The following is a 26,019-nucleotide window of genomic DNA, read 5'->3' on the forward strand; positions in this document are numbered from 1 at the left end:
CAAAATGTATCGAGGCCGTCTGAAAACTTATCTTCAGACGGCCTTGGTCTTATTTGTTTCACGGATTACATGCGCCCCAATTCGCGTTGCAAGGCTTGGATATTTTGCTGGCGGTCGAGCACATTGCCTTGCAGTTGGCTGATCAGTTGCTGGTTGATGGTGCCGTTTTGGGCGGCGCGGGCATTGGCAAGGGATTGTTGCGCATCGGAAAGGGCTTTGCGCTCGTTGCTCAGTTCTTGCTCGAGAATGCTGCGGCGGCTGTTGTTGGCGGAGAGTTTGGGTGCATAAGCGGGAGCGGGCTGTGCAGGTGTGGCGGCCTGTTGGCTCGGTTTGGCAAGTTTGCTTTTTACATAGGCTTTGCGGGGCTCTTGCGGCGCTTCTCTTTCCACGAGCGCCGGTTGCGGCTCGTTGTAGCGGCTGTTGCTGTAACGCCCGATGGAAGGCAGGTCGGCACGGTGGCAGTTGCCCGACGGACGGGAGGTATAAGTTATTTCGCCGTTAACCACGCAAGTGTAGATTTTGGAGGCATAGGCCGTCTGAATGCTTGCTGAGCTTAATAAAATAAAGGTGCTTACCCCGAACAGTTTTTTCATGGTTTTCTATGGTGTTGAAAAGCGGCAAAACCGCCGCGGTTTTAAAGGTTGGTCGATTAAGAAAAACGGCTCTTTGCGTGGAGGTTAAGAAGCCTGAGCTACGCCGAATTCGGCTTCGATTTCCGACAAAATCCGCTCCAGCTCTTCCTGCCATTCCAGCCAGCTTTCTTCCAATTTACTTAATTTTACTTTAGTTTTTGCCAGTTCGGCGAGCGTCTCTTGCAGTTTTACTTTGTTCGCTTCCGAATAGGCATCTTCTTGTGCCAAAAATGTTTCACAGGCCGTCTGAATATCGTTTAAGACGGCCATTTCCTTCTCGGCTTTGTCGATTTTCTGCTGTATGGGCTTGGTGCGTTTGGCTTTTTCCTGCCGAATTTGCGCTTCGAGGCGTTTGGTGTCTTTGCGGCTTTGGGTTTGTGCCGAAGCGGCGGGCGCTGCGGCGGCATTTTCCTGTGCCAGACGCCATTGGCGGTAATCGTTCAAATCGCCGTCGAAGTTTTTCAGACGGCCTTTGTCGATCAGCAGAAAGCTGTCGGTGGTGGCTTCGAGCAGGCTGCGGTCGTGCGACACCACGATTAATGCGCCCTGAAAACTCTGCAAAGCCACGGTAAGCGCGTGGCGCATATCCAAATCGAGATGGTTGGTCGGTTCGTCGAGCAGCAGTAGATTGGGCTTTTGCCACACAATCATCGCCAATGCCAGCCGCGCTTTTTCGCCGCCGGAAAAAGGTTCGATTTTCTGCAAAGCCATATCGCCGACAAAGTTGAAGCCGCCGAGGAAATTGCGGATTTCCTGCTCGCGCACCTCGGGCGAAAGCTGCTGGATGTGCCAAACGGGGTTTTGGTCGTCACGCAGGGTGTCAAGCTGGTGCTGGGCGAAATAGCCGATGTTGAGCTTTTCGGATTTCACTATCTGGCCGGACAATAAAGCCAATTCCCCGGCCAAGGCTTTGATAAAGGTGGATTTTCCGCTGCCGTTCACACCCAGCAATCCGTAGCGTGCACCGCTTTCCAGCGATAAAGTGATGTCGTGCAGCACTACCGTATTGTCGTAGCCCAAATCGGCTTTATCCATTTTTAACAAAGGGTTGGGCAAGTGTGCGGGCGTTTCGAATTCAAATGAAAATTCGCTGTCGAGATGCGCGGGGGCAATGCGCTCCAGTTTGGCCAACGCTTTCATGCGGCTTTGCGCTTGCGTGGCTTTGGTGGCTTTGGCTTTGAAACGGTCGATAAACGATTGCAAATGCTTGATCTGTGTTTGCTGCTTCACATACGCGGCCTGCTGTTGCGCCAAACGCTGGGCGCGTTCGGTTTGGTAAAAATCGTAGTTGCCGCCGTATTGGGTAAGTTTCTGATTCGATAATTCAACGGTTTGCGTGGTGGTGGCATTCAGAAAGTCGCGATCGTGCGAAATGATGATTTGGGTGCACGGCAGACTTGCGAGATGGTTTTCCAACCACAGCACGGTTTCGAGATCCAAGTGGTTGGTCGGTTCGTCGAGCAGCAGCAAATCGGCACGGCACATCAGGGCTTGGGCCAAATTCAAACGCATACGCCAGCCGCCTGAAAAGGCTTTCACGGGCTTGCCGTGTTCTTCCTGAGCGAAACCCAATCCGCTTAACAGTTTGGCGGCGCGGGCGGGAGCGGTGTAGGCATCGATTTCTTCGAGCTTGGCGTGCCATTCGGCGATTTTGATGCCGTCGTTTTGTGCTTCGGCTTCTGCCAAGGCCGTCTGAAATTGCTGCAATTCGGCATCGCCCTGCAAAACGTAGTCCAAAGCCGAAGTATCCAACGCGGGCGTTTCCTGCGCCACCGCCGCCATTTTCCAATATTTGGGAATCAGCACGTCGCCCGCATCCTGTGTGATTTCGCCTTTAATCAGGGCGAACAGGCTCGATTTGCCGGTGCCGTTTTTGCCGATTAAGCCGACGCGTTGGTTGGGGTTGACGGTGAGGTTGGCTTGGTTGAGCAACACTTTCAGGCCGCGCTGGAGGGTGAGGTTTTTGAGTTCGATCATGGGGAAATGGCGTAGGGTCGGGCAAAAGGACGTTATTTTACCTTTTCTGCCCGGAATAAAACAGGCCGGTAATTTCGGAGATTACAACAGAAACCGAATCGGACGGAGGTATCGGCAAGTTTCCAGGCCGTCTGAAAAAGAATCGGTAAGGTTTTGTATTGAAAACATGATTTCCATGCAATTTTGCCGTAGGTTTGTTTGAACGGTGTTTTCAGACGGCCTTATGCTTTTCTATTATAAAGAATAGAAGTAATCGTTCTTTGTATTGTGTTTTTGATTATCGTACAATGCACGCTTCTATATTGAATTGACGCTTTACTGGAATGATTATGTTGAAGAAATTTGTACTCGGCAGCATGGCTGCTTTTGTGTTGGCCGCTTGCGGCAACGGCGGCGGCAACGCTTCTTCTGCGTCTGCACCGGCTTCTGCCGCGCCCGAAACACAGGTTGCAGGTTCGCTGTTGGAGCGCATCAACAACAAAGGTACGATCACCGTAGGCACCGAAGGTACTTATGCTCCTTTCACTTATCATGATGAAAGCGGCAAGCTGACCGGTTACGATGTGGAAGTTACCCGCGCCGTAGCTGAAAAATTGGGCGTTAAAGTAGATTTCAAAGAAACCCAATGGGACGCCATGCTGGCTGGTTTGAAAGCGGAACGTTTCGATATCGTGGCCAACCAAGTGAGCCTGACCACGCCCGAACGCCGCGCTACTTTCGACAAATCTGCCGAATACAGCTATTCCGGCCCGATGGCGGTTGACCGCAAAGACGACAACCGCATCAAAACGCTGGCGGACGTGAAAGGCTTGTCTGCCGCGCAAACCCTGAGCAGCAACTACGGCGAAATGGCGCAAAAAGCAGAAGCCAAAATCATTCCGGTCGACGGCATGGCGCAGGCTTTGGCATTGGTGCAGCAAAAACGTGCCGATTTCACGTTTAATGATTCCCTTGCTTTGCTCGACTATCTCAAGAAAAACCCGAATTCCGGCTTAAAAACCGCATGGACTGCCTCTGCGGAAGAAAAATTAGGTGCGGGATTTATTGTCAACAAAAACAACGATGAAGCCTTGGCAAAAATCAGCGACGCGGTTGAAGAACTTCGTGCGGACGGCACGCTGAAAAAATTAGGTGAACAATTCTTTGGCGTAGATGTAAGTGTTAAGTGATCTTTTAAGTGCGTTGCCGTTTATGACCGAGGCCCGTGCGGCTTTGGTCATAAACGCATTTTGGCCGATGGTAAAAGCGGGATTCTTATATTCGATTCCGCTCGCCGTCGTTTCTTTTATTTTCGGCATTCTGATTGCGTTGGCAGTTGCGTTGGTGCGCGTGATCCCCGTATCGGGCGTATTGCACCGTGTGCTGCTGGGCGTGGTGAAGTTTTATGTTTCGGCCATCCGCGGCACGCCGATGCTGGTGCAGTTGATGGTGGTGTTTTACGGTTTGCCTGCCATCGGCATCACGCTTGATCCGCTGCCGACTGCGGTGATCGGCTTTTCGCTGAACATCGGTGCCTATGCTTCCGAAACCATACGCGCGGCGATTTTGTCGGTGCCCAAAGGCCAATGGGAAGCAGGTTTCTCCATCGGCATGACCTATATGCAGACCTTCCGCCGTATCATTATGCCGCAAGCGTTCCGTGTTTCCGTACCGCCTTTGAGCAACACCTTTATCAGTCTGTTTAAAGAAACCTCGCTGGCTTCCGTAGTAACCATTACCGAGCTTTTCCGCGTGGCACAGCAAATTGCCAACGCCAGCTACGACTTTTTACCCGTGTATATCGAAGCCGGTTTGGTTTATTGGGTGTTCTGTTTCTTCCTGTTTATCGGACAGGCCAAGCTGGAAAAACGGCTTGACCGCTACGTTGCCAAGTGAGCATAAACCATGATTAAAATCCGCAATATCCATAAAGCTTTCGGCAACAATTCGATTTTGAACGGCATTGATTTGGACGTAGCCAAAGGCAGCGTAGTGGTGATTCTCGGCCCGTCGGGTTCGGGAAAAACAACCTTCCTGCGCTGCTTGAACGCGTTGGAAATGCCGCAACAAGGCAGCATCGAATTCGACGGCGACAAACCGCTGCATATTGATTTCGCTATCCATCCTTCCAAAAAAGACATTCTTGCCCTGCGCCGTAAATCGGGCATGGTGTTTCAACAATACAATCTCTTCCCGCACAAAACCGCGTTGGAAAACGTGATGGAAGGCCCGGTTGCCGTGCAAGGCATTCCTGTTACCGAGGCACGTCGAAATGCTTTGGTTTTACTGGAGAAAGTAGGTTTGGCCAGCAAAGTGGATTTATATCCCTTCCAGCTTTCAGGCGGCCAACAGCAGCGCGTCGGTATTGCCCGCGCGCTTGCCATCCAACCGGATTTGATGCTGTTCGACGAACCGACTTCAGCGCTCGATCCCGAATTGGTACAAGATGTATTGAACACCATGAAAGAACTGGCGAAAGAAGGTTGGACAATGATCGTGGTAACTCATGAAATCAAATTCGCCATGGAAGTGGCCGATTTGGTGGTTGTGATGGACGGCGGTGTGATTGTGGAGCAAGGGGCACCTGAAGCACTGTTTCACAACCCGCAACACGAACGCACCAGGCGTTTCTTGAAGCAGATTCGCGCAGAAGCATAAAGTATTTGTTCTTAATTGAGGCCGTCTGAAAACATTTCAGACGGCCTCAATGCTATGGGTTGAAGATTTAGGTAATGAAGTTTATTGGCTATTTACAAAGGATAAAACGTTGCAGCTTCGTATCGGAAATTATTGGTTAGTTATAAATGCTTGTTGGGATTGAATAGCAAAAATATGATTTTTAGATGATTATTTGTTTAGTTAATAGCAATTTGGTGATGTTTTTTAGAATGATTATAAAAATAACGATTATTTTAAATTGAGCATAAAATGTTCTATATTGTTAATATGGTTAATGATTTTATCTAAATTTTATGTTATTTTTAAATAAAATTGCGGGTTTCGGATTTGCCCGGGTGTTTGGTAGTTTATAGAACGACTGTGTTTTATTACATGGAAATATGCCGTAGGAGGGAGAGTCTCATGACGGGAGTAAGTAATGTAGCGAACACTAAAGTGCTTGGGCACAGTGTGCTGGTCAGCTGGGTTTCTTCTATTTGCCAGACTGCGCGGGGGTATGGTGTCGATCCGCTTCCTTTGTTGGAAGAAGCGGGTTTGGATTTAAGGCTGCTGCATATTCCCGATGCCCGTTACCAATTGGACGGCGTACGTCGTTTTTGGGAATTGCTGATTCGGGCTACGGGCGATCCTTTGTTCGGGTTGAAGGTGGGGCAGGAGATTCAGGCATCCGCTTTGCAGGGTTTGGGGTTGGCAATTATTTCTTGCGGTTCGTTGGCTGATTTGATGATGATTATGGTGCGCTACTGCAAAATCATTTCCACCACGATGAGGATAAGTTTCGACCACACGCCCGAATTGAAAGGCACCAAGCTGGTATTGCGTACCGATCACGGCTCGGAGCCGATGAATGCGGCGCGGTTGGCGATGTTGGCCTTTATCTACCGGCAGGCTTGCAGTTTGTCGCAACATCATGTGCAGCCTGTTTCGGTTACTTTGTCTATGCCCGAATGCGGCAATACCGGGCGGTTGGACGATTATTTCCAAGTGCCTGTCAATTTGGGTTGTGAAAAAGATTCCATTACGTTTGCTTACGAAGACACGATCGAACCGTATGCGGGAGCAAATCATCAATTGATGCATATGAATGAAGCGGTGGTGGGGCAATATCTTAACCGTTTGAACAACATGAATATTTCTTCACGGGTAAGTACGTTGATCCGAGACGAGCTGAAAAACAGCGAACCGCGTTTGTGCGATATTGCATCGAAACTCAATCTTTCGCCGCGAACATTGCAGCGCAGGCTGCGTGACGAAGGGCATTCTTTCAATAGTCTGTTGGACGATATCCGTCAAGAAATCGCACATGATTTATTAATGCACAGTAACCAGAGCATTACGGAAATCGGTTTCCAACTCGGATTTTCCGATTTGAGCAATTTTATCCGTGCCAGTCATCGTTGGTTCGGGTGTACGCCGTTACAGCACAGAGAAAATAGTTTATTAATTAGTATTTGATTTTAATAATAAAATTTTAAAACTCTTATCCGAAACGATTATAACCTGAAATTGTGCGGGAGGCCGTCTGAAAAGGCGCTTCTTTCCGCCCGCCACGCCGCGTTGACATAAAATGGCTTTACATTTGGCATGGCGTAAGATAACAGGTGGTTGTCGTGATATGACAGGTTGCAGTAGCTACGCTTTTATATAGTGTGGGTGAAAACGCATCATCAACAGCATTGATGGCTGGGTGTTTTAAGGCCGTCTGAATTTCTTTTGCGTTGCTTACTCTTGAGGAGCTTATATGCCTGCCTATATCAAGAAGTTGAAACTAATTAAGCCGTCTAATCCGCGTTTGACAAACGATGATTTGCTGCCTGCCAAGCAAACTTGGAACTGGTACAACATCTTTGCATTCTGGATGTCTGACGTGCACAGTGTCGGCGGCTATATCTTTGCCGGCACGCTGTTTGCTCTCGGCCTGACCTCTTGGCAGATTTTCATCACCTTGATTCTCGGTATCTCCATTGTGATGGTGATGGCCAATTTGTTGGCAAAGCCAAGCCAATTGGCCGGCGTGCCTTATCCCGTTATCGCCCGTATGTCGTTCGGTGTTTACGGTGCCAACATTCCGGCGCTGCTGCGGGGCATTATTGCGATTGTTTGGTACGGCATTCAAACGTATCTGGCTTCCATCGCGCTCACCATCATTCTGCTGAAATTTTTTCCCTCCCTCATTGCTTGGAACGAAACCGCATTTTTAGGCTTGCCTTATTTGGGATGGATAAGTTTTTTCATCATGTGGTCGATGCAGACGTTGCTGTTTTTGATGAAAATGGAAGCCATCAAAGTGTTTTTGGATTATTCCGGCCCGGCGGTTTATATCGTGATGTTTTTGTTGATGATATGGATTGTTTACCATGCAGGCTGGGAAAACATCAGTTTTTCGCTTTCTACCGAACAATTGAATTTTTGGCAGACCATCGGCGCAATGCTGGTAGGTATGTCGCTGATTGTGAATTATTTTGCAGGCCCCACGCTGAATTTCGGTGATTTTTCGCGGTTTTGCCGCTCGATGAAAGATGTGAAAGTGGGCAATTTCTGGGGGCTGCCGGTAAACTTTACCGCATTTGCGCTCACCGCCATCATTACCATTACCGGTACGCCGGTGATTTTCGGCCAAATGATTATGGATCCGCTGGGTATCGTGGCCAAAATCGACAATATCGGCATTGTGCTGCTGCTATCGTTTACTTTCGTTACCGCTACGGTGGGCACCAATATCGTGGCCAACTTCGTTTCCGCTGCCAACGATATTTCCAATCTTTATCCCGGCCGCATCAGTTGGCGTTTCGGCGGCATGATTGCGGCGGTGTTGTCGGTGATTATCCTGCCGTGGAACTTATACAACTCTCCGCAGGTTATCCACCACACCATCGACCTTTTGGCCGGCACGCTGGGGCCGATGTACGGCATCATCTTGATAGACTACTACCGCCTGCGCAAGCGCGTGATACAGGTCGACGATTTGTTTGATGATACGCCCGAAGGTGTTTATTGGTATCAAAACGGTTACAACCGTGCCGCCATCAAAGCGCTTGTTCCGGCTTCCGCACTCAGTATCGCCATCGTATTGCTTTCCGATATGAACGTAGATAATGCGTTTTTTAAGGTAATCGACCATCTGGCTCCGTTTTCTTTGGTTATCAGTATGGTTGTGGGTGGGCTGCTGTATTACCGCTTTGCCAAAGGCAACATCAAGATTTGACTGTCGGGCCGTCTGAAAAATCGTTTTCAGACGGCCTTCAAAATAATGAAGTAGCGCTGTTTCCCATACGCCGGATACGGTACAATATCCATTTCAGGCCGTCTGAAAACGATTTTTCAGACGGCCTGTGCGAATCATCAACACCCCAGCCTTAAACCTTTTCCGCATTTACCGCACCGGCCGGTTAAGTGTCGAAAAGCATTCGGGCTGATTTTACGAAAGCACATATGAAACCCGATTCCAGAAAGCAGCAGGCCTTGCTGCACGTTCAAAATAAACTCGGCTACACCTTCAAACAACCCGCCTTGCTCGAAAGGGCGCTCACGCACCGCAGTTTTTCCTCCCGCAATAACGAACGCTTTGAGTTTGTGGGTGATGCCATTCTCAACTACACCGTTGCCCGAATGCTGTTCGATGCTTTTCCCGATTTGCCCGAAGGCAGGCTGTCGCGCATGCGGGCAAACTTGGTGAATCAGGATGTGCTGGCGGAAATCGCCGCCGCCTTGAATATCGGCGATGCCTTGTTTTTAGGGCAGGGCGAATTGAAAAGCGGCGGTTTCAGACGGCCTTCCATTCTTGCCGACGCAGTAGAAGCCACCTTTGCCGCCATCAGCTTCGATGCCGATTTTGCCACCGCCGAACACACCGTACGCCGCCTGTTTGCCGTGCGTGTCGAAAAAGCCGAGAGCGAGCATCAGGGCAAAGACCCGAAAACTTTATTGCAGGAAGCGCTTCAGGCGCGTCGTTTCGCGTTGCCGAAATACCGTATCGAACAACAAACCGGCGAAGGCAACGAAGCCGAATTTACCGTTGCCTGCGATTTGGGCGAACTGGGCTGCATTACTCTTGCCAAAGCCAACAGTCGCCGCCAAGCCGAGCAATATGCGGCCAAAGAAGCATTCGCTTGGCTGGAGCAGAAGCATCCCCTGAAAGTGAAGAAAAAATAGAAGCACGGTGTTAGAGGCCGTCTGAAAATGCCCGAACCGGCGCACCACGGTTCGGCAAACCGAAAGAAAGAAAATATGGATATTGAAAACATAACCGCCATGCCCGATGCAAACGGCTACCGTTGCGGCTTTGTGGCGATTGTCGGCCGCCCGAATGTGGGCAAATCGACGCTGATGAATCACCTCATCGGCCAGAAAATCAGCATCACCAGCAAAAAAGCACAAACCACGCGCCACAAGGTTACCGGTATCTATACCGACGACACGGCGCAGTTTGTGTTTGTCGACACTCCGGGCTTCCAAACCGACCACCGCAACGCCCTTAACGACCGTTTGAATTTAAACGTAACCGAAGCCATGAGCGGCGTGGATGTGGTTGTGTTCGTTATCGAAGCGATGCGCTTTACCGAAGCCGACCGCACGGTCATGAAACAGCTTCCCAAGCATACGCCGGTGGTTTTGGTGGTAAACAAAATCGATAAAGACAAGGCTAAAGACAAATTGGCTTTGGACGCATTTATCGCCGGCGTACGCAGCGAGTTTGATTTTGCCGATGCGGAAGTGGTAAGCGCGAAACACGGCTTGCGGATTGCCAACCTGCTGGAAAAACTCAAACCGTATCTGCCCGAAAGCATTCCGATGTACCCCGAAGATATGGTTACCGATAAATCCAGCCGCTTTTTGGCAATGGAAATCGTGCGCGAAAAATTGTTCCGCTATTTGGGCGAAGAGCTGCCGTATGCCATGAATGTGGAAGTGGAACAGTTTAAAGAAGAAAACGGCATGTACCACATCTATATCGCCGTGTTGGTGGACAAAGAAAACCAGAAACCGATTGTGATCGGCAAAGGCGGTGAGAAATTGAAGAAAATTTCTACCGAAGCACGGTTGGATATGGAGAAACTCTTTGATATCAAGGTGTTTTTGAAAGTATGGGTTAAAGTGAAATCCGGCTGGGCCGACGATATCCGTTTTTTGCAGGAATTGGGATTGTAGGAGCCGGCGCAGCAACCGCTTTGGAAAAGGCCGTCTGAAAGTTTTCAGACGGCCTTCGGCTTTTTAAATCAGCATTTCGCTTCCGCACCTTTACGGGCATAGAACCACCAGTTCAGCAACACGCAGACGGCGTAGAAGATGATGAAGCCGATTAATGCGCCGTTCACGCTGCCGGTCAAAGCGATGGAAGTGCCGTAGCTTTTCGGGATAAAGAAACCGCCGTAAGCCGCGAATGCGGCGGTAAAACCGATAACGGCCGCGCCTTCTTTATTCGCATCCAATAAAGCCTGTTCTTTCGATACCAAACCTTGTTCGGCAAATTTCTGGTGCATGTTCAGAAAGATAACCGGCACTTGCATGAAAGTGGAGCCGTTGCCGAGGCCGGTGAGGGCGAAGAGGGCGATAAAGCAGGCGAAAAAGCCCCAGAAGCTGCCTCCTTGCCCGTTTGAAGGCAGGAAGGAAATCACACCGAACACGGCGATTATCATGCCGATAAACACGATTTGGGTGATAAAGGCTCCGCTTTTGATTTTGTCGGACAGCCAACCGCCGACAGGACGCACCAGCGCACCGACCAACGGGCCTAAAAACGCATATTTAACAGGGTCTACATCGGGGAATTGGCTCTTAATCAGCAGCGGAAATCCTGCCGAAAAGCCGATAAACGAACCGAATGTGCCCAGATACAGAATGCACATAATCCAGTTGTGCTTGCGGGTAAAGATAACGGCTTGGTCTTTAAAGCTGGCTTTGGCAAAAGCCAGATCGTTCATGCCGAACCATGCGGCCAGCGTGGAAAGAATGATGAACGGCACCCAGATAAAGCCGGCGTTTTGCAGCCAAATTTGCTTGGTAACGTCGTCTTTCACCCAAGTTTGCGCCTCGCCGCCCAACGCACCGAACACGCCTGCGGTAATGATCAGCGGCACCACAAATTGCACCACGGATACGCCGAGGTTGCCCAAGCCCGCATTCAGGCCGAGAGCCGTGCCTTTTTCGGCTTTAGGGAAGAAAAAGCTGATATTGGCCATGCTGGAAGAGAAGTTGCCGCCGCCAAAGCCGCACAACAACGCCAGAATCATCATGGTAATGTAGCCGGTGTCGGGATTTTGCACGGCAAAACCCAAGCCAACTGCGGGCAACAGCAGGCTGGCGGTGGAAATGGCCGTCCATTTGCGGCCGCCGAACACCGGCACCATAAACGAATAGAAAATCCGTAACGTCGCACCCGATAAGGCGGGCAGGGTGGCCAGCCAGAAAAGCTGGTTGGGCGAATATTTGAAGCCGATGTTGGGCAGGTTGACAACCGCCACGCTCCACACCTGCCAAATCGCGAAAGCCAACAGCAGGGCGGGAATGGAAATCCATAAATTGCGACGGGCAACCGGCCGGCCTGTTTTTTGCCAGAAATCTTTGTCTTCCGGCCGCCAATCGTTGATGGTATAAGACATGGGAACCCCTCTTTTTTAATCAGGCCGTCTGAAAAGCCTCCGCGCATTTCAGACGGCCTCCAGAATTAAGCCTTTTCCAGCTCGCGGCGTTTGGCTTTGAATGAAAAATGCATCCAAATCAATGATACGCACACGGTGCCGTAGAGCAGCATGAAGCTGGTGGAGCGCACGCCGGTCAAATCTTCCAACGCACCGAACATAATCGGCAGCAGGAAACCGCCCAAACCGCCGGCCAAGCCGACGATGCCGGATACCGCGCCGATATTGGTCGGGTAGTCGTCGGCCACGAATTTGAACACCGAAGCCTTGCCCACCGCCATCGCTACGCCTACGGTAAACATCAGAATGGTGAACAACACTACATTCAGGCCGATATGCATGCTCACGGAACCGCCGTGGGTGGTTTTGATCATCAGCTCGGTTTGCGGGTAAGACAAAATAAAGAAACACACCCAGCAAATCCACATCACCGCCCAAGTAACTTTATACGCGCCGAATTTGTCGGAAAGATAACCGCCGAATGCACGCAACACACCGCCGGGCAACGAGAAGCAGGCAGCCAGAAACGCCGCCGTTTGCAGGCTCAGGCCGTATTCGCCCACATAGTATTTGGTCATCCACAAAGCCAGTGCCACATAGCCGCCGAATACCACCGAATAGTATTGGCTGTAACGCAATACGCCCGGGTCTTTCAAAAGAGCAAGCTGTTGGCCGAGGGTAACGGAAGAAGAAACCCTGTGGCTGCCGTCGCTGTAAGAGAAAAACCAGAAAAGAATGGCCGTGCCGAGCATAATGGCTGCGTATACGGTAGGCACCAGATGCCAAGTTCCGTAAGCAATCAGAGCGGGGGCCAAGAATTTATTTAAAGCGGAACCGGCATTACCCGCGCCAAACACGCCCATTGCCAAACCTTGCTGTTCTTTTGGAAACCAGCGTGCTACATACGGCGTACCCACCGAAAACGAACCGCCGGCCAAGCCCATCACCAAACCGATAACCAAAAACTGCCAGAAATGGTCGGCATACTGCATCAGAAATACCGCAGGCACGCATGCAAGCATCAACAGAAACAAGACGATACGGCCACCGTAACGGTCGGTCCAGATGCCTAGCGGCACACGCACCAGCGAGCCGGAAAGTACGGGGGTGGCTGCCAAAATGCCGAATTCGGTTTCGCTCAAACCCAACTCGTTTTTAACGGGAATGCCGACCACGGCCAACATCATCCAAATCATGAAGCAAACGGTAAACGACCATGTGCTGGAAGCAAGCACGGCATAACGTTTGTATTTCAGAGAAGCCATTATGGAAAGTCCTTTCAACAGCACCACCATACAAAAGTTAACGGTTGGCGCGAAATAAAGTAAATAATTTTTTACAATGCAACATTACGCTTCTATCTGTCTATTGAATATCGGCAGAAAGCACGGGGTATTGCAAACATCGGTATAGAAAAGATTAGTCCGAAAGAGTAAGGAACTAAGCCGTAAGGATTAGAAGCATTTTTTCAGACGGCCCGATATAAAGATTTTTCCAATGGGTGTACAATGCAGCCTTTTCAGACGGCCTTACCGCTTTTCCGCTTCACATTAAAAAGAAAGAAAACCATGTTCCGTACCATGCTCGGCGGCAAAATTCACCGCGCCACCGTTACCGAAGCCGACCTCAACTACGTCGGCAGTATTACTATCGATCAGGATTTACTAGACGCAGCAGGCATCTGCGTGAATGAAAAAGTACAAATCGTCAACAACAACAACGGCGCACGCCTAGAAACCTACACCATTTCGGGCGAACGCGGCAGCGGGGTGATCTGCCTGAACGGTGCTGCGGCACGCTTGGTGCAGAAAGGCGATATCCTGATCATCATGTCGTATGTGATGATGAGCAACGAAGAAGCCGCCAAACACGAGCCGAAAGTCGTGCTGGTAAACGAGCAAAACAAAATCCGCAGCATCATTCACTACGAGCCGCCGCATACCGTTTTATAAGCAAACATCGAGACCGTCTGAAAACAGTGGTGCGTTGCAAAACCATTTTCAGACGGCCTTCACAAACAAGCGAGGCCATATCATGAATGTAGCAATCAACCGTATCACCGTCGGCAACGATTTGCCGTTTACCCTGTTTGGCGGCATCAATGTGCTGGAAGATTTGGATTCCACCCTCAAAGCCTGTGAGCATTACGTTAAAGTTACCGAAAAACTCGGCATTCCGTATGTGTTCAAAGCATCGTTCGATAAGGCGAACCGTTCTTCCATTCATTCCTACCGCGGCGTCGGCCTCGACGAAGGCATGAAAATCTTTGCCGCCGTGAAAAAAGAATTCGATGTGCCCGTGATTACCGACGTGCATGAGCCGTATCAATGCCGGCCTGTTGCCGAAGTGTGCGACGTGATCCAATTGCCCGCATTCTTGGCGCGCCAAACCGATTTGGTGGTGGCAATGGCGAAAACCGGCAATGTCATCAATGTGAAGAAGCCGCAGTTTTTAAGCCCTCCGCAAATGAAAAACATTGTGGAAAAATTTAAAGAGGCCGGCAACGAACAAGTGATTTTGTGCGAACGCGGCGCACAGTTCGGCTACGACAATTTGGTGGTCGATATGCTTGGTTTCGGCGTGATGAAGAAAACCTGCGGCAATCTGCCGGTGATTTTCGACGTAACCCACTCGCTGCAACAGCGCGAATCGGGTGCCGCCGCATCGGGCGGCCGCCGCAGCCAAGTGTTGGATTTGGCATTGGCCGGCATGGGTACGCGCTTGGCAGGGCTGTTTTTGGAGTCGCACGCGAATCCCGACGAAGCCAAATGCGACGGCCCCAGCGCGTTGCCGTTGGCGAAATTGGAAGATTTTCTGGTGCGCGTGAAAGCGGTTGATGAAGTGGTGAAATCGTTTCCGGTGCTGGCGATAGACTGATTTTGTAAAATTTGATTTTAGGCCGTCTGAAATTTTCAGACGGCCTTTTGCTATACGGCAACGGCTGCCTAGGTTGGAATAATCAAAACGAGCGGAAAGAAATCGAATCGTGTCGTGTTCGATTTCTTTCCGCTCGTATTTATCGTAAAAACAGCAATGAGCCGTGCCCGCTGAATTACAACTCCTTCAGAGCTTGAGAGGCTTGTTCGTCTGCATGATAGCTGCTGCGTACCATCGCACCGATAGCGGCATTGGTAAAGCCCATTTCGTAGGCTTCTTTTTCAAACTCTTTAAATTGTGCGGGCGTTACGTAGCGCAGTACGGGCAAGTGGCCGTCTGAAGGTTGCAGGTATTGGCCGACGGTAATCATTTCGATATTGTGCTCGCGCATATCGCGCATGATTTCGCGTACTTCTTCATCGGTTTCACCCAAGCCGACCATAATGCCGGATTTGGTGGGAATGTCGGGCTGCATTTCTTTATAACGGCGCAGCAGTTCGAGCGAGTGTTTGTAATCGGAACCCGGGCGTGCCTGTTTGTATAGGCGCGGGTGGGTTTCGAGGTTGTGGTTCATCACATCGGGCGGTGTGTGCGAGAGGATGTCGAGGGCGATATCCAAGCGCCCGCGGAAGTCGGGAACAAGGATTTCGATTTTGGTATGCGGGCTTCTTTCACGGATGGCGGCAATGCAATCGGCAAAATGTTGGGCCCCGCCGTCGCGCAAATCGTCGCGGTCGACCGAAGTAATCACAACGTAGCGCAGATTCATGGCGGCTACGGAGTCGGCAAGGTTTTTGGGTTCGTCGGGATCAAGCGGATTGGGTCTGCCATGTCCAACGTCGCAGAAAGGGCAGCGGCGGGTGCAGATGTCGCCCATAATCATGAAGGTGGCGGTACCTTTGCTGAAGCATTCGCCGATATTGGGGCAACTGGCTTCTTCGCAGACGGTATGCATTTTTTGATCGCGTAGGATGTTTTTGATTTCAAAAAACTTCTTGCCGGAGGGAAGTTTGGCGCGAATCCATTCGGGTTTTTTGAGTTTTTCTTCAAGCGGAACGATTTTGATCGGGATACGGGCGGTTTTCGCCGCGCCTTTGTGTTTTACGCCTTGGCGGTTGTCTAATTTATTTTCACTCATGATGCGGTGTCTTTCGGGGCGAGTTGTTTGATGAGGTGCGTGGTAAGTTTTTCTGCTACTTGGGCAATTGAAGGGCACGGGTTGAGAAAATCGGCTATCTGAACCATTTCCATGCCCGCATATCCGCAGGGGTTGATGTGGGTAAACGGGCTTAAATCCATGTTTACATTGAGTGCAAGGCCGTGGTAAACCGAGCCGTTTTTGATACGCAGGCCGAGTGATGCAATTTTGCATCCTTTTACATATACTCCGGGACGGGCGGGATCGGCCTCCGCTTCAATGCCGTATTCCGCCAAGGTGGCAATAATGCTGTTTTCAAGTGCGGATACAATATGGCGGACGCTGGTTTTGCGGCGTTTGAAGTCAATCAGCGTATAAACAACCAGTTGGCCCGGGCCGTGATAAGTGATTTGCCCGCCGCGATCGATTTGCACTACGGGAATGTCGTCCCGTATCAGCAGATGTTCCGGCTTTCCCGCCAGCCCTTGCGTGAACACGGGGGGGTGTTCCACCACCCATAATTCATCTTCGGTATTGTCGGTGCGCGAGGCATTGAATGCTTTCATCGCCTCAAAAACGGGTTGGTATTCGGCCAACCCCAATTGCACGATTTTCATGGTTACAGTACCACTTTCACCAAAACGTGCGAAGTTAAGGCGCGATAGATGTTGTCGAGCTGTATTTGGTCGGTTACATAAACTTGTACGGTTGCGCCCAAATAATTGCCTTTGCTGCTGGGGCGTACGTTAATATGATGCGGTTGCGTGTCAGGCGCGTGCAGGCGCACGGTTTCCAAAATTGCCGATTCGAAATCGGGATGTTGCGCTCCCATTACTTTTAAAGGGAAAGTGCAGGGAAATTCAATCAATGTTTTGGTGTCTTCAGACATAATACTTCCTTAATTGAGGCCGTCTGAAAAGGTTTCAGACGGCCTTTAAGCGATATAATCAATATTTAGGCAATATTTTAACGCAAACACTATGGCGTTGCATCTGGTGTCAACATGCATCTGCCGAACCGATTTTTCAAGACTTGAAATAAAGCCGTTCAGCCCAACTTAGGCCGCAACTGATTATTAACCAACTAGAGATGAAAAATGGCAACAGACAAACATTCTGAGGAATACATTGCACTGGCTACCTTACCACTGCGTGATGTAGTGGTGTATCCGCACATGGTGCTGCCCTTGTTTGTGGGCAGGCCGAAATCTATTGCCGCACTCGATATGGCAATGGAGAAAGACGAGCCGGTTTTTTTACTCGCCCAACGCGACCCCAACGATGAAGAGCCGGATCCGAAAGACTTGCACAAAATGGGTACCGTTGCCCAAGTTTTACAAGTATTGAAACTGCCCGACGGAACGGTAAAAGTATTGGTGGAAGGTATCCGACGCGGGCAGGCACTTACCGTTGAGGATACGGGTGAATTTTTTCTTGCTCACGTTGAAATGGCAGACGATATCGATGCCGACGGCACTGATATGGAAGCACTGCGCCGCACGCTGCTTTCACAGTTTGATCAGTTCGCCAAGCTAAACAAAAAAATTCCCGCAGAAGTGATCAGCACCATTCACGGCATTACCGACAACAGCCGTTTGGTCGATACCGTTGCGGCACACTTGCAGTTGAAATTGGAACAACGTCAGGAAGTATTGAATACGGTCAGCATTGCCGAACGCATGGAGTACCTGCTGGGCCAACTTGAAGCGGAGCTCGACATTATGCAGGTCGAGAAACGTATCCGCGGCCGCGTGAAGCGTCAAATGGAAAAATCGCAGCGCGAATACTATTTGAACGAGCAGGTTAAAGCCATCCAGCGTGAATTGGGCGAAGAAGACGAACGCGGCGAGTTGGAAACGTTAGAGAAGCAGATTAAAGAAGCCGGCATGACCCAAGAAGCCGAAGAAAAGTGCTTGTCCGAGCTTAAAAAACTGAAAATGATGCCGCCGATGTCGGCCGAGTCTACCGTAGTGCGTAACTACATTGACACCTTGCTTGAATTGCCGTGGAAGAAAAAATCACGCGTCAGCAAAGATTTGGCTAAAGCAGATTTGATATTGAATGCCGATCACTACGGCTTGGAAAAAGTCAAAGAACGCATTTTGGAATATTTAGCCGTGCAAAAACGCATGGATAAAATCAAAGGCCCGATTTTGTGCTTGGTAGGCCCGCCCGGGGTAGGTAAAACTTCGCTGGGTGAGTCTATCGCCAAAGCAACAGGCCGCAAATATGTACGCATGGCTTTAGGCGGCGTGCGCGACGAAAGCGAAATCCGCGGGCACCGACGCACTTATATCGGTTCTATGCCGGGTAAAATTCTGCAAAATATGGCAAAAGCCGGTGTGAAAAATCCGCTTTTCTTATTAGACGAAATCGATAAGTTAGGCAGTGATTTTCGCGGCGACCCTGCCAGCGCTCTTTTAGAGGTTCTGGATCCGGAGCAAAACAATACGTTTGCAGACCATTATGCCGAAGTTGATTATGATTTGAGCGATGTGATGTTTATTGCAACATCAAACAGCTTAAACATTCCTCCCGCATTGCTTGACCGTATGGAAATCATCCGCTTGTCCGGCTACACCGAAGACGAGAAGATCAATATCGCCATGCAGTACCTTGTGCCCAAGCAAATGAAACGCAACGGCGTGAAAGATGGGGAATTGGTTATCGATGAAAGTGCGGTGCGCGACATCATACGTTATTACACCCGAGAGGCAGGTGTACGTTCGCTTGACCGCGAAATCGCCAAAATCTGCCGTAAAGTAGTGATGAAAATCACTTTGGCAGAAGACAAAAAAGCTGTGAAAACAACACGTAGTTCAAAACCGAAAGCCGTAAAGGTTAACAAGGAAAATCTACATGACTATTTAGGTGTCCGCCGTTTTGATTATGGTGTTGCGGAAGATGAAAATCGCGTAGGCCAAGTAACCGGTTTGGCATGGACCGAAGTCGGTGGAGAGCTGCTTACTATTGAAGCGGTGGCTTTGCCGGGTAAAGGTAATATTTTGCGTACCGGCCAATTGGGTGATGTGATGAAAGAGTCGGTATCGGCAGCTTGGAGTGTCGTACGTTCACGTGCCGAAGCAGTTGGGCTTTCCCCTGATTTTTACGAGAAAAAAGACATCCATGTCCATGTGCCCGAAGGAGCCACGCCGAAAGATGGCCCGAGTGCCGGTATTGCGATGACTTTGGCTATGGTATCTGCTTTTACACAGATTCCGGTACGCGCAGATGTGGCCATGACCGGAGAAATCACTTTGCGCGGTGAAGTATTACCGATTGGCGGATTAAAAGAAAAGCTGTTGGCGGCGCTTCGCGGAGGTATCAAGCATGTGCTGATTCCGAAAGACAATGTCAAAGATTTGGAAGAAATTCCCGATAATGTTAAAGAAGGGCTGACTATCCACCCTGTGAAATGGATAGAAGAAGTATTGGCTTTTGGATTGGAACGCCAGCCGGAACCTTGGAAAAATGAAGGAACCACTGAGGATTCCGCACTGTCCAAATCACGTAACAAGTCAAGCGTAAAGGCCACCAAGCATTAAATTTATATGTGTGTGTTGTAAAAGATGCGGTGATTGATAAAAATTCTTTGCAAATCTTCAAGATTCCGCATCTTTTAGCTTGACACGGCGATTTTAGGCTTGTTATAAAGTCGTAGACGTACAAGATTTGTACCTTAAACGCCCGATAGTTGGGGCTTTCATTATTTCAAACGATAGAAAGGGACTTATTGTGAACAAGTCTGAATTGATTGAAGCCATTGCTCAAGAAGCTGATATTTCTAAAGCTGCCGCAGCCAAAGCTTTGGACGGTATGATGAATGCCGTTACCAATGCACTGAAAAAAGGCGACACCGTAACTTTGGTCGGTTTCGGCACTTTCTACGTTGGTGAGCGTGCTGAGCGTCAAGGCCGTAATCCTAAAACCGGTGCTCCTTTGACTATCGCAGCCGCTAAAACTCCGAAATTCCGTGCTGGTAAAGCATTGAAAGACGCGCTGTAATATTTTTTAGATAATGTGTTTTCAAAAAAGCAGACATATCCGTCTGCTTTTTTTCTTGCTGATTGTTTTCAGACAGCCTGAGAAAACGTTAAGAAGAAAAATATGAAAGATTAATTGTCTGAACAAATCACCATTTCATATAAAGGTGCATATGGTACGGCAATGCAAAGTAGGATTCGCATTATTAAATGTATCGGCGATATATTGGCAGGGCAATTCAATTTTCCGGTATTTAAATATGCAGTCTTTCTGCAAAAATGCACAGTATTGATGAAACACTGTTACAATGCGGTTTTACTTTTCCACTCCATTTTCAGACTATGTTTGTTACCGTAGAAAAATACAGCGGCCCGGCAAAAATTTTGCTGGGATTGATAGCACTTACGTTTATCGGTTTCGGTGTCAGTACCGTAGCTTCTCCCGGTTCGGATTACATTGTTAAAGTTGGTGATCAAAAAGTAAGCGAACATGATTTAAACAACGCTATGCAAAATGTGCAGGCAACAGGTGGTAATGAATCACGTGATGCTGTTTTCGAAGTTTTGGTACAGCGTGCGTTGTTAACCGAAGGTGCGAAGCAGATGGGTATTACTGTTTCACCGGAGCAGTTGAAACAAATTATTGTGGACGATCCTAGTTTTCACGATGCCGAAGGCAAGTTCAGCCAAGCCTTGCTGAATCAGTATTTGAGCCAGCGTTACCTTACCGAAGATCAGTTTGTCGAAGAGATACGGGCTCAGTTTGCCTTGCAAAATCTGATGAATTTGGTACAGAACGGTACTCTGGTTAGCGATGCGCAAGCCAAACAGTTAATTGGATTAACGCAGTCCGAACGTACCGTACGCACGGTTTCTTTCGACCCGCAAGCATTTGCTTCGCAAGTTAAAGCTGATGATGCGGCACTGAAAAAATATTACGAAACCAATAAAAAAGATTATGTGATTCCTCAGGCGGTAAAACTGGAATATGTGGCATTGGATGTTAAAGATCTGGCTGCAAAACAGGTGGTGAGCGAAGAAGAATTGCGTGCGGAATTTGAAAAAAACAGCAAGGCAATCAAACCTAAGCGCGAAATAGCCCATATGCTTTTCCCAGTGGCGCAAGATGCTCCTGACAACGTGCGCACGGCTGCCAAGGCCGAGGCCGAAAAGGTATTGGCGCAAGTTAAGGCAAAACCGTCAAAATTTGCTTCCCTTGCCAAACAGCATTCACGTGATGTTGCTTCTGCCGAGAATGGCGGGAACCTCGGCTATCTGGCAAAAGACGGCGGTTTGTTGAAAGAATTTGAAGACAGCGCATTCTCGTTGAAAAAAGGCGAAATCAGCGATTTGGTGCAGACGGCCGCAGGCTATCACATCATTACTATTTTAAATATTCAAGATGCCCCTTCATTCGATCAGGAAAAAGGCCGTATCGAAGCAGGGTTGAAACAGAAAAAAGCGATATCCGCATTTAATGAAGCTAAGGAAAAACTGGCGGAGGAAGCCTTTAACCACCCGGACAGTTTGATTGAAACGGCCAAGAAAACCGGTCTGAAATTGGAAGCGCCTGAAGATTGGTTGACTAAAGAAAACGGTAAAGCAGCCGGAATGCCGGATAATCTGATTAATGCGGTATTCAGTGAAGATGTGATTAAGAAAAAGCACAACTCCGAGCCGGTAACTGTGGGCGAGGGGCTGATATGGGTTGTTCGTGCCAAAGAGGTGCGTGAAGAAATGACCCAGCCTTTTGAGCAGGCTAAAGAATATGTGAAGGCGGATTATCTGCGTACAGAGACTGCCAGACTTGCAGATGCTCAAGCCAAACATGCTTTGGCCGAATTGCAGAAAGGAGGCAAACCTGACTTGAAATGGTCTCCCGTATCTCAACTGACTGCTGAACAGGCGCGCCAATCTATGCCTCCCGAGGCATACGGTCAATTGGTGAAGGCGCGTCCGGCTAAAGACAAGCCGGCTTATGTACTGTTGTCCGGTTTGCCTGCACCGGTATTAGTGGAAGTACAAGCTATTACGCCTCCCCAACGTGTTGACGAACAGCTCGTTCCGGCTAAGCGGGCGTTGGCCGAAATCCAAACGAAAAATGCGTATAACGGTTTGCTGACTTACTTACGCGGTAATATTAAGCAGCAGCAGGGTGCGCAAAAAGTGAATAATGGCGCAGCGGAATAGTATTCGCTGAAAGATGATAGAAACGGAACCGTAAAATAACGGTTCCGTTTTTTATTTTTTAAAATAGTGAAATATTTTGAAGCAAACAAAGTTATGGCATCATGAAATCCATATGGGTTTGCAGGTTAAACAGCTAAAGGCTTCAACTGCAATTTAAGGTTTTCCGCTTGAACTTTAAACAGCAAATCAATATTAGGATGTTTGCCCGGGTGGGCTTGGGCATCGGCTACATGTTCGGCAAACCATATCAAGCCGCGTTCGGCCGCCTCTGCATTTAACTCATGATTAAATTCTTGTGCCAATGCATTGTAAAGTTTGAGCGAGCCGAGCTTACCCGGCGCGGCAGGAATATGGTGAACAACTTGCCCATCGGAGTTGCAAACATCTAATCCGCTCAGATGGTCGATAGCGGGCATGGCGGCAAGGTTTTCTTGAAAATTCATAAGTGCTTTCTTTATTTCGATGGAAGGCCGTCTGAAACTTTTCAGACGGCCTTCCGTGATTAAGGGCAAAGTTATTTAACGGGTGCCGAAAATTTTATCGCCCGCATCGCCCAAGCCGGGAATGATATAGCCGTGTTCGTTTAAGTGGCTATCGAGTGCGGCGGTGTATATCGTAACATCGGGGTGGGCTTCGTTAACCAGTTTCACGCCTTCCGGGGCGGCAACCAGCACGAGGGCTTTAATGTTGTGGCAGCCTTTTTGTTTCAAGAGGTCGATGGTGGCAACCATAGAACCGCCTGTGGCAAGCATAGGATCGATAATCAGGGCAGGGCGTTCTTCCATGCTGTCAACGAATTTTTCAAAATAGGAAACGGGTTTCAGGGTTTCCTCATCGCGTTGCAGGCCGACTACGCTGATTTTGGCAGTAGGAATCAAGTCGAGTACGCCGTCAAGCATGCCGAGGCCGGCGCGCAGAATCGGTACGACGGTCAGCGTTTTGCCTTTGATGCGCTCGCCTTCGATTTCACCACACCAGCCGTCGATAATATATTTTTCGGTATCGAAATCACGGCTGGCTTCGTAAGCCATCAATCGGGCAAGTTCGGTGGTTAAGGTGCGGAATTTATAAGTGCTGCATTCGGCTTCGCGCATCAAGGTCAATTTATGTTTAACCAGCGGATGGTCAATGATGGTAACTTTCATGGTGTATCTTTCTCGGCATTCTTCGCGGCGTTATTATAGAACGTTGGCAGGTACGATAAAAGCGGTTTTGTCGGGTTAAGGGGGCAAAAGCGTATAAGCAGATGTTTTGACTCTATGTGTATTTGCCCAATTATTCGTAAGGAACGGGTTGAAATCTTTATTTAAGCGATATTCTGAATGCAAATGCGGTTTAAGACGCGGCAAGTGCGGGCGCAGATATGTTCATTTATAGTGGCACGGGCGATGGGTGCCGTGAAAAGATTTCAGGCCGTCTGAAAAGTGCGGTTTGGCTGGCCGTATTTGTAAGCTCACTCCGCTTCCTTTATTATCTTGCCTTTGTCTTGCTTCAGGCCGTCTGAAAACAAGGAGTTTTATGGACAAATCGTTTGATTTAAACGCCGCTATCGGTATTGGTACACACAATGCCCCGTTTCTGCATGCCGACTGGCCGGCACCAACCCATGTGAAAACACTTATTACTACCCGCAACGGCGGTGTGAGCGAAGGAGTGTTTGCGAGTTTGAATTTGGGGGCGCATGTCGGCGACAATCCGCTTCACGTAGCCCGAAATCGTGAAATCGTGCAGCAGCAAGTCGGTGTGCCGGTGGTATATCTGAATCAGATACACAGCGCAAATGTCGTGAAAGCGGCAGAACATATCGGCAATGCGCCCGATGCAGATGCAGCGGTAGACAGCAGCGGCAGTGCGGCTTGTGCCAGCATGACGGCAGACTGCTTGCCCGTGTTGTTTTGCGATAAAGCGGGTACGGTAGTGGCGGCCGCACATGCGGGATGGCGTGGTTTGGCCGGCGGGGTATTGCAAAATACCATTGCGGCCATGAACGTGCCGCCGGTTGAAATTATGGCCTATCTCGGCCCGGCCATCGGCCCGGATGCTTTTGAAGTGGGGCAGGATGTGTTCGATGCTTTTTACGCCCGCATGCACGAGGCGGAAAATGCCTTTGAACCTATCGGGAACGGTAAATATTTGGCCGATATTTACGCACTGGCCCGTATGACGTTGCGACGGGAGGGAGTGAGCATGATTTATGGAGGCCATCATTGCACCGTGTTGGAACGCGATACTTTTTTTTCTTACCGCCGCAACGGAAAAACCGGCCGCATGGCCAGCATCATTTGGTTGGGAAAGGCCGTCTGAAACTGTTTATCTGAGAATTAAACCGTTAAGATAATGTTTAAATCTATTGCTTTTACAGTTGCGTTGTGCAGACAATGTCGATTTTTCCTGAATCTTGACCGAATGATGCTTGATTTTCGGTTAAAGAATTAAAAAAATGCCTGTATTTATTTAAATATTGAGAGATTGTTTTTATATTTTGCGGAAGTATCGGTTTTTTCAGGATTTCTGCTATATTCTGCCAATTCACACATTTTTACAATGAGTGAAGGTTTTTAACTTCAAGTAATAAAGAAAGAAAAAGGTGTCTGTATGAGTACCCCAAATACGCACACGAAAGCAACGTTCGTGGCCACCGGCCTGATGCTGTTCGCTTTGTTTTTTGGTGCGGGTAACCTGATTTTCCCGGCTTTGCTGGGGCAGCAGGCCGGTAGTAATATTTTCAGTTCGGTTACGGGCTTTTTGCTGACAGGCGTGGGATTGCCGCTGCTGGGTGTGATTGCCATCGGCTATTCCGGTTCGCGCGACGTGCAGGACTTGGCTTCGCGCGTTACACCGTGGTATGGCATCGTGTTCGCTTCACTGCTTTATTTGTCTATCGGCCCGCTGTTTGCCACGCCTCGTACGGCAACGGTGTCTTTTGAAGTCGGTGTCGCGCCATTTTGGGGCAAAGAAAACAAAACGGTTGCACTGGCCGTTTTCAGTATTCTCTTTTTCGCCGTTTCCTACTGGTTGGCGATGTCTCCGGGTAAGTTGGTTGACCGCATCGGTAAAGTACTGACACCGATTCTATTGATTGCCATTGTGATTTTGGTCGGTTATGCGGCCATGAATCCGATGGGCGAATTGCAAGCTGCGCAGGGCGAATACGCTTTGCAGCCGTTGGCAAAAGGTATGATTGAAGGTTACGGCACCATGGATGCGTTGGCTTCTTTGGTATTCGCCATCATTGTGATCGATGCCGTGCGTGCAATGGGCGTGAGCAACAACCGCCAAGTGCTGGGGCTTACTGCCGGAGCAGGTTTGATTGCCGCCGCCTGTTTGGCTGTGGTTTATGTGTTTATCGCTTATATGGGAGCAACCAGTGTGGCGGAGTTGGGTTTACAGGAAAACGGAGCCGCCGTATTGTCGAAGAGTGCGCAATTTTATTTCGGCAACTTTGGTAATATACTGCTTGCCGTGATCGTATTCTTAGCCTGTTTGACCACTTCCGTGGGGTTGATTACTTCATGTTCGGAATATTTCAACCGTTTGATTCCGAGCATTTCGTATAAAACATTCGCCGTTATTTTTACGTTAGTTTCCTGCGGCTTGGCCAATAAAGGCTTGGCAGGCATCATCAGCTTTTCGATTCCGATGCTGCTGCTGCTGTATCCGCTTACTGTCGTGATTATTGTGCTGGCGTTTTTAGATAAATTTTTCAACGGCAGCCGTTTGGTTTATGTCTGCACTATCTTCTTCACACTGGTTGTGGGCTTGTTGGACGCGTATAAAACCGCATTCGGTTTCAGCCCTGAAACTGCCGAAGCCATTAACAATACATTGCCTTTCTACGATATCGGCTTGGGCTGGATTGTGCCCGCTTCCGCCGGCTTCATTTTGGGCTGTATCCTGAATGTGGCCATTAAGAAAAAAGCCTGATGG

General features: G+C 49.2%; 24 protein-coding genes. 15 read left to right on the top strand and 9 right to left on the bottom strand.

The window, feature by feature from the left end; all coding sequences use genetic code 11:
* Positions 1 to 65: 65 nt before the first annotated feature.
* A complete protein-coding gene (locus Q0X97_RS02625; RefSeq protein WP_302065642.1) occupies positions 66 to 593 on the bottom strand; it encodes a hypothetical protein in 528 nt (175 codons plus the stop codon).
* Between the two features lie 84 nt (positions 594 to 677).
* The gene (locus Q0X97_RS02630) at positions 678 to 2,609 is read right to left on the bottom strand and encodes an ATP-binding cassette domain-containing protein (protein ID WP_302065641.1); all 1,932 of its coding nucleotides are present in this window, start codon (positions 2,607 to 2,609) and stop codon (positions 678 to 680) included.
* 329 nt (positions 2,610 to 2,938) lie between these two features.
* Between Q0X97_RS02630 and Q0X97_RS02635 the strand changes: the two genes are divergently transcribed.
* From Q0X97_RS02635 to era, 8 genes are all read left to right on the top strand, one after another.
* A complete protein-coding gene (locus Q0X97_RS02635; protein WP_302065640.1) occupies positions 2,939 to 3,778 on the top strand; it encodes an amino acid ABC transporter substrate-binding protein in 840 nt (279 codons plus the stop codon).
* On the top strand, positions 3,768 to 4,484 hold the full coding sequence (locus Q0X97_RS02640) for an amino acid ABC transporter permease (protein WP_302065639.1): 717 nt from the start codon (positions 3,768 to 3,770) through the stop codon (positions 4,482 to 4,484). The genes Q0X97_RS02635 and Q0X97_RS02640 overlap by 11 nt, the downstream gene beginning before the upstream one ends.
* A gap of 9 nt (positions 4,485 to 4,493) precedes the next feature.
* Positions 4,494 to 5,246: an amino acid ABC transporter ATP-binding protein gene (locus Q0X97_RS02645; protein WP_302065638.1), complete on the top strand. Its 753-nt coding sequence runs from the start codon at positions 4,494 to 4,496 to the stop codon at positions 5,244 to 5,246.
* A 423-nt stretch (positions 5,247 to 5,669) separates the two neighbouring features.
* Positions 5,670 to 6,722, top strand: a complete 1,053-nt coding sequence (locus Q0X97_RS02650; RefSeq protein WP_302065637.1) for an AraC family transcriptional regulator — start codon at positions 5,670 to 5,672, stop codon at positions 6,720 to 6,722.
* Between the two features lie 286 nt (positions 6,723 to 7,008).
* The gene (locus Q0X97_RS02655; protein ID WP_302065636.1) at positions 7,009 to 8,472 is read left to right on the top strand and encodes an NCS1 family nucleobase:cation symporter-1; all 1,464 of its coding nucleotides are present in this window, start codon (positions 7,009 to 7,011) and stop codon (positions 8,470 to 8,472) included.
* Entirely contained in the window at positions 8,469 to 8,627 is a 159-nt protein-coding gene (locus Q0X97_RS02660) for a hypothetical protein (RefSeq protein ID WP_302065635.1), read from the top strand. Before Q0X97_RS02655 ends, Q0X97_RS02660 begins: the two co-directional genes overlap by 4 nt.
* A 72-nt stretch (positions 8,628 to 8,699) precedes the next feature.
* A complete protein-coding gene (gene rnc / locus Q0X97_RS02665) occupies positions 8,700 to 9,419 on the top strand; it encodes a ribonuclease III (RefSeq protein WP_302065634.1) in 720 nt (239 codons plus the stop codon).
* Between the two features lie 75 nt (positions 9,420 to 9,494).
* A complete protein-coding gene (gene era / locus Q0X97_RS02670) occupies positions 9,495 to 10,415 on the top strand; it encodes a GTPase Era (RefSeq protein ID WP_302065633.1) in 921 nt (306 codons plus the stop codon).
* A 68-nt stretch (positions 10,416 to 10,483) separates the two neighbouring features.
* Here era and Q0X97_RS02675 read toward each other — a convergent pair whose 3' ends face one another.
* Together Q0X97_RS02675 and Q0X97_RS02680 are read right to left on the bottom strand one after the other, a co-directional pair.
* Complete coding sequence (locus tag Q0X97_RS02675) at positions 10,484 to 11,866, bottom strand: NarK family nitrate/nitrite MFS transporter (protein ID WP_302065632.1); 1,383 nt, start codon at positions 11,864 to 11,866, stop codon at positions 10,484 to 10,486.
* 65 nt (positions 11,867 to 11,931) lie between these two features.
* Positions 11,932 to 13,170, bottom strand: coding sequence for a nitrate/nitrite transporter (locus tag Q0X97_RS02680; RefSeq protein WP_302065631.1), 1,239 nt, complete (start codon positions 13,168 to 13,170; stop codon positions 11,932 to 11,934).
* Between the two features lie 303 nt (positions 13,171 to 13,473).
* On the opposite strand from Q0X97_RS02680, the gene panD reads away from it, so the two are divergent.
* Together panD and kdsA are read left to right on the top strand one after the other, a co-directional pair.
* A complete protein-coding gene (gene panD, locus Q0X97_RS02685) occupies positions 13,474 to 13,857 on the top strand; it encodes an aspartate 1-decarboxylase (protein WP_302065630.1) in 384 nt (127 codons plus the stop codon).
* 82 nt (positions 13,858 to 13,939) lie between these two features.
* On the top strand, positions 13,940 to 14,782 hold the full coding sequence (kdsA, locus tag Q0X97_RS02690; protein WP_302065629.1) for a 3-deoxy-8-phosphooctulonate synthase: 843 nt from the start codon (positions 13,940 to 13,942) through the stop codon (positions 14,780 to 14,782).
* A gap of 175 nt (positions 14,783 to 14,957) precedes the next feature.
* Here the strand turns inward: kdsA and lipA are convergent, their stop codons facing one another.
* Genes lipA through Q0X97_RS02705 form a run of 3 tightly spaced genes read right to left on the bottom strand, consistent with a single transcriptional unit; the run spans position 14,958 to position 16,809 of the window.
* Entirely contained in the window at positions 14,958 to 15,920 is a 963-nt protein-coding gene (lipA, locus tag Q0X97_RS02695) for a lipoyl synthase (protein ID WP_302065628.1), read from the bottom strand.
* On the bottom strand, positions 15,917 to 16,537 hold the full coding sequence (lipB, locus tag Q0X97_RS02700; RefSeq protein WP_302065627.1) for a lipoyl(octanoyl) transferase LipB: 621 nt from the start codon (positions 16,535 to 16,537) through the stop codon (positions 15,917 to 15,919). Before lipB ends, lipA begins: the two co-directional genes overlap by 4 nt.
* A 2-nt stretch (positions 16,538 to 16,539) precedes the next feature.
* On the bottom strand, positions 16,540 to 16,809 hold the full coding sequence (locus Q0X97_RS02705; protein ID WP_302065626.1) for a YbeD family protein: 270 nt from the start codon (positions 16,807 to 16,809) through the stop codon (positions 16,540 to 16,542).
* Between the two features lie 207 nt (positions 16,810 to 17,016).
* Here Q0X97_RS02705 and lon point away from each other — a divergent pair, with 207 nt between their 5' ends.
* The 3 genes from lon to Q0X97_RS02720 all read left to right on the top strand — a co-directional run bounded on the left by lon (position 17,017) and on the right by Q0X97_RS02720 (position 22,092).
* Positions 17,017 to 19,464 (top strand): endopeptidase La, encoded by a 2,448-nt coding sequence (lon, locus tag Q0X97_RS02710; protein WP_302065625.1) that lies wholly within the window; start codon positions 17,017 to 17,019, stop codon positions 19,462 to 19,464.
* A 190-nt stretch (positions 19,465 to 19,654) separates the two neighbouring features.
* Positions 19,655 to 19,924, top strand: coding sequence for an HU family DNA-binding protein (locus Q0X97_RS02715; RefSeq protein ID WP_085389847.1), 270 nt, complete (start codon positions 19,655 to 19,657; stop codon positions 19,922 to 19,924).
* Positions 19,925 to 20,244: 320 nt separating this feature from the next.
* A complete protein-coding gene (locus Q0X97_RS02720; protein WP_302065624.1) occupies positions 20,245 to 22,092 on the top strand; it encodes a SurA N-terminal domain-containing protein in 1,848 nt (615 codons plus the stop codon).
* A gap of 125 nt (positions 22,093 to 22,217) precedes the next feature.
* Here the strand turns inward: Q0X97_RS02720 and Q0X97_RS02725 are convergent, their stop codons facing one another.
* Both Q0X97_RS02725 and upp read right to left on the bottom strand, forming a co-directional pair.
* Entirely contained in the window at positions 22,218 to 22,535 is a 318-nt protein-coding gene (locus tag Q0X97_RS02725; RefSeq protein ID WP_302065623.1) for a DUF2322 family protein, read from the bottom strand.
* Between the two features lie 75 nt (positions 22,536 to 22,610).
* A complete protein-coding gene (gene upp / locus Q0X97_RS02730) occupies positions 22,611 to 23,237 on the bottom strand; it encodes a uracil phosphoribosyltransferase (RefSeq protein WP_302065622.1) in 627 nt (208 codons plus the stop codon).
* 373 nt (positions 23,238 to 23,610) lie between these two features.
* On the opposite strand from upp, the gene pgeF reads away from it, so the two are divergent.
* Together pgeF and brnQ are read left to right on the top strand one after the other, a co-directional pair.
* Positions 23,611 to 24,396: a peptidoglycan editing factor PgeF gene (gene pgeF, locus Q0X97_RS02735; RefSeq protein ID WP_302065621.1), complete on the top strand. Its 786-nt coding sequence runs from the start codon at positions 23,611 to 23,613 to the stop codon at positions 24,394 to 24,396.
* A gap of 291 nt (positions 24,397 to 24,687) precedes the next feature.
* Complete coding sequence (gene brnQ / locus Q0X97_RS02740) at positions 24,688 to 26,016, top strand: branched-chain amino acid transport system II carrier protein (protein ID WP_302065620.1); 1,329 nt, start codon at positions 24,688 to 24,690, stop codon at positions 26,014 to 26,016.
* The last annotated feature ends 3 nt before the right edge of the window (positions 26,017 to 26,019 follow it).

Origin of the sequence: Neisseria sp. MVDL19-042950 (genome assembly GCF_030504625.1) — a bacterium.
Lineage (GTDB): Bacteria > Pseudomonadota > Gammaproteobacteria > Burkholderiales > Neisseriaceae > Neisseria.

Bases quoted from the DNA above. Each gene is read 5' to 3' on its own strand.
- kdsA (WP_302065629.1), top strand. From the start codon at position 13,940: ATGAATGTAGCAATCAACCGTATCACCGTCGGCAACGATTTGCCGTTT.
- Q0X97_RS02625 (WP_302065642.1), bottom strand. From the start codon at position 593: ATGAAAAAACTGTTCGGGGTAAGCACCTTTATTTTATTAAGCTCAGCA.
- Q0X97_RS02725 (WP_302065623.1), bottom strand. From the start codon at position 22,535: ATGAATTTTCAAGAAAACCTTGCCGCCATGCCCGCTATCGACCATCTG.
- Q0X97_RS02630 (WP_302065641.1), bottom strand. From the start codon at position 2,609: ATGATCGAACTCAAAAACCTCACCCTCCAGCGCGGCCTGAAAGTGTTG.
- Q0X97_RS02645 (WP_302065638.1), top strand. From the start codon at position 4,494: ATGATTAAAATCCGCAATATCCATAAAGCTTTCGGCAACAATTCGATT.
- Q0X97_RS02655 (WP_302065636.1), top strand. From the start codon at position 7,009: ATGCCTGCCTATATCAAGAAGTTGAAACTAATTAAGCCGTCTAATCCG.
- brnQ (WP_302065620.1), top strand. From the start codon at position 24,688: ATGAGTACCCCAAATACGCACACGAAAGCAACGTTCGTGGCCACCGGC.
- era (WP_302065633.1), top strand. From the start codon at position 9,495: ATGGATATTGAAAACATAACCGCCATGCCCGATGCAAACGGCTACCGT.
- lipB (WP_302065627.1), bottom strand. From the start codon at position 16,537: ATGAAAATCGTGCAATTGGGGTTGGCCGAATACCAACCCGTTTTTGAG.
- Q0X97_RS02705 (WP_302065626.1), bottom strand. From the start codon at position 16,809: ATGTCTGAAGACACCAAAACATTGATTGAATTTCCCTGCACTTTCCCT.
- Q0X97_RS02650 (WP_302065637.1), top strand. From the start codon at position 5,670: ATGACGGGAGTAAGTAATGTAGCGAACACTAAAGTGCTTGGGCACAGT.
- panD (WP_302065630.1), top strand. From the start codon at position 13,474: ATGTTCCGTACCATGCTCGGCGGCAAAATTCACCGCGCCACCGTTACC.
- lipA (WP_302065628.1), bottom strand. From the start codon at position 15,920: ATGAGTGAAAATAAATTAGACAACCGCCAAGGCGTAAAACACAAAGGC.
- rnc (WP_302065634.1), top strand. From the start codon at position 8,700: ATGAAACCCGATTCCAGAAAGCAGCAGGCCTTGCTGCACGTTCAAAAT.
- Q0X97_RS02680 (WP_302065631.1), bottom strand. From the start codon at position 13,170: ATGGCTTCTCTGAAATACAAACGTTATGCCGTGCTTGCTTCCAGCACA.
- Q0X97_RS02675 (WP_302065632.1), bottom strand. From the start codon at position 11,866: ATGTCTTATACCATCAACGATTGGCGGCCGGAAGACAAAGATTTCTGG.
- lon (WP_302065625.1), top strand. From the start codon at position 17,017: ATGGCAACAGACAAACATTCTGAGGAATACATTGCACTGGCTACCTTA.
- Q0X97_RS02635 (WP_302065640.1), top strand. From the start codon at position 2,939: ATGTTGAAGAAATTTGTACTCGGCAGCATGGCTGCTTTTGTGTTGGCC.
- upp (WP_302065622.1), bottom strand. From the start codon at position 23,237: ATGAAAGTTACCATCATTGACCATCCGCTGGTTAAACATAAATTGACC.
- pgeF (WP_302065621.1), top strand. From the start codon at position 23,611: ATGGACAAATCGTTTGATTTAAACGCCGCTATCGGTATTGGTACACAC.
- Q0X97_RS02720 (WP_302065624.1), top strand. From the start codon at position 20,245: ATGTTTGTTACCGTAGAAAAATACAGCGGCCCGGCAAAAATTTTGCTG.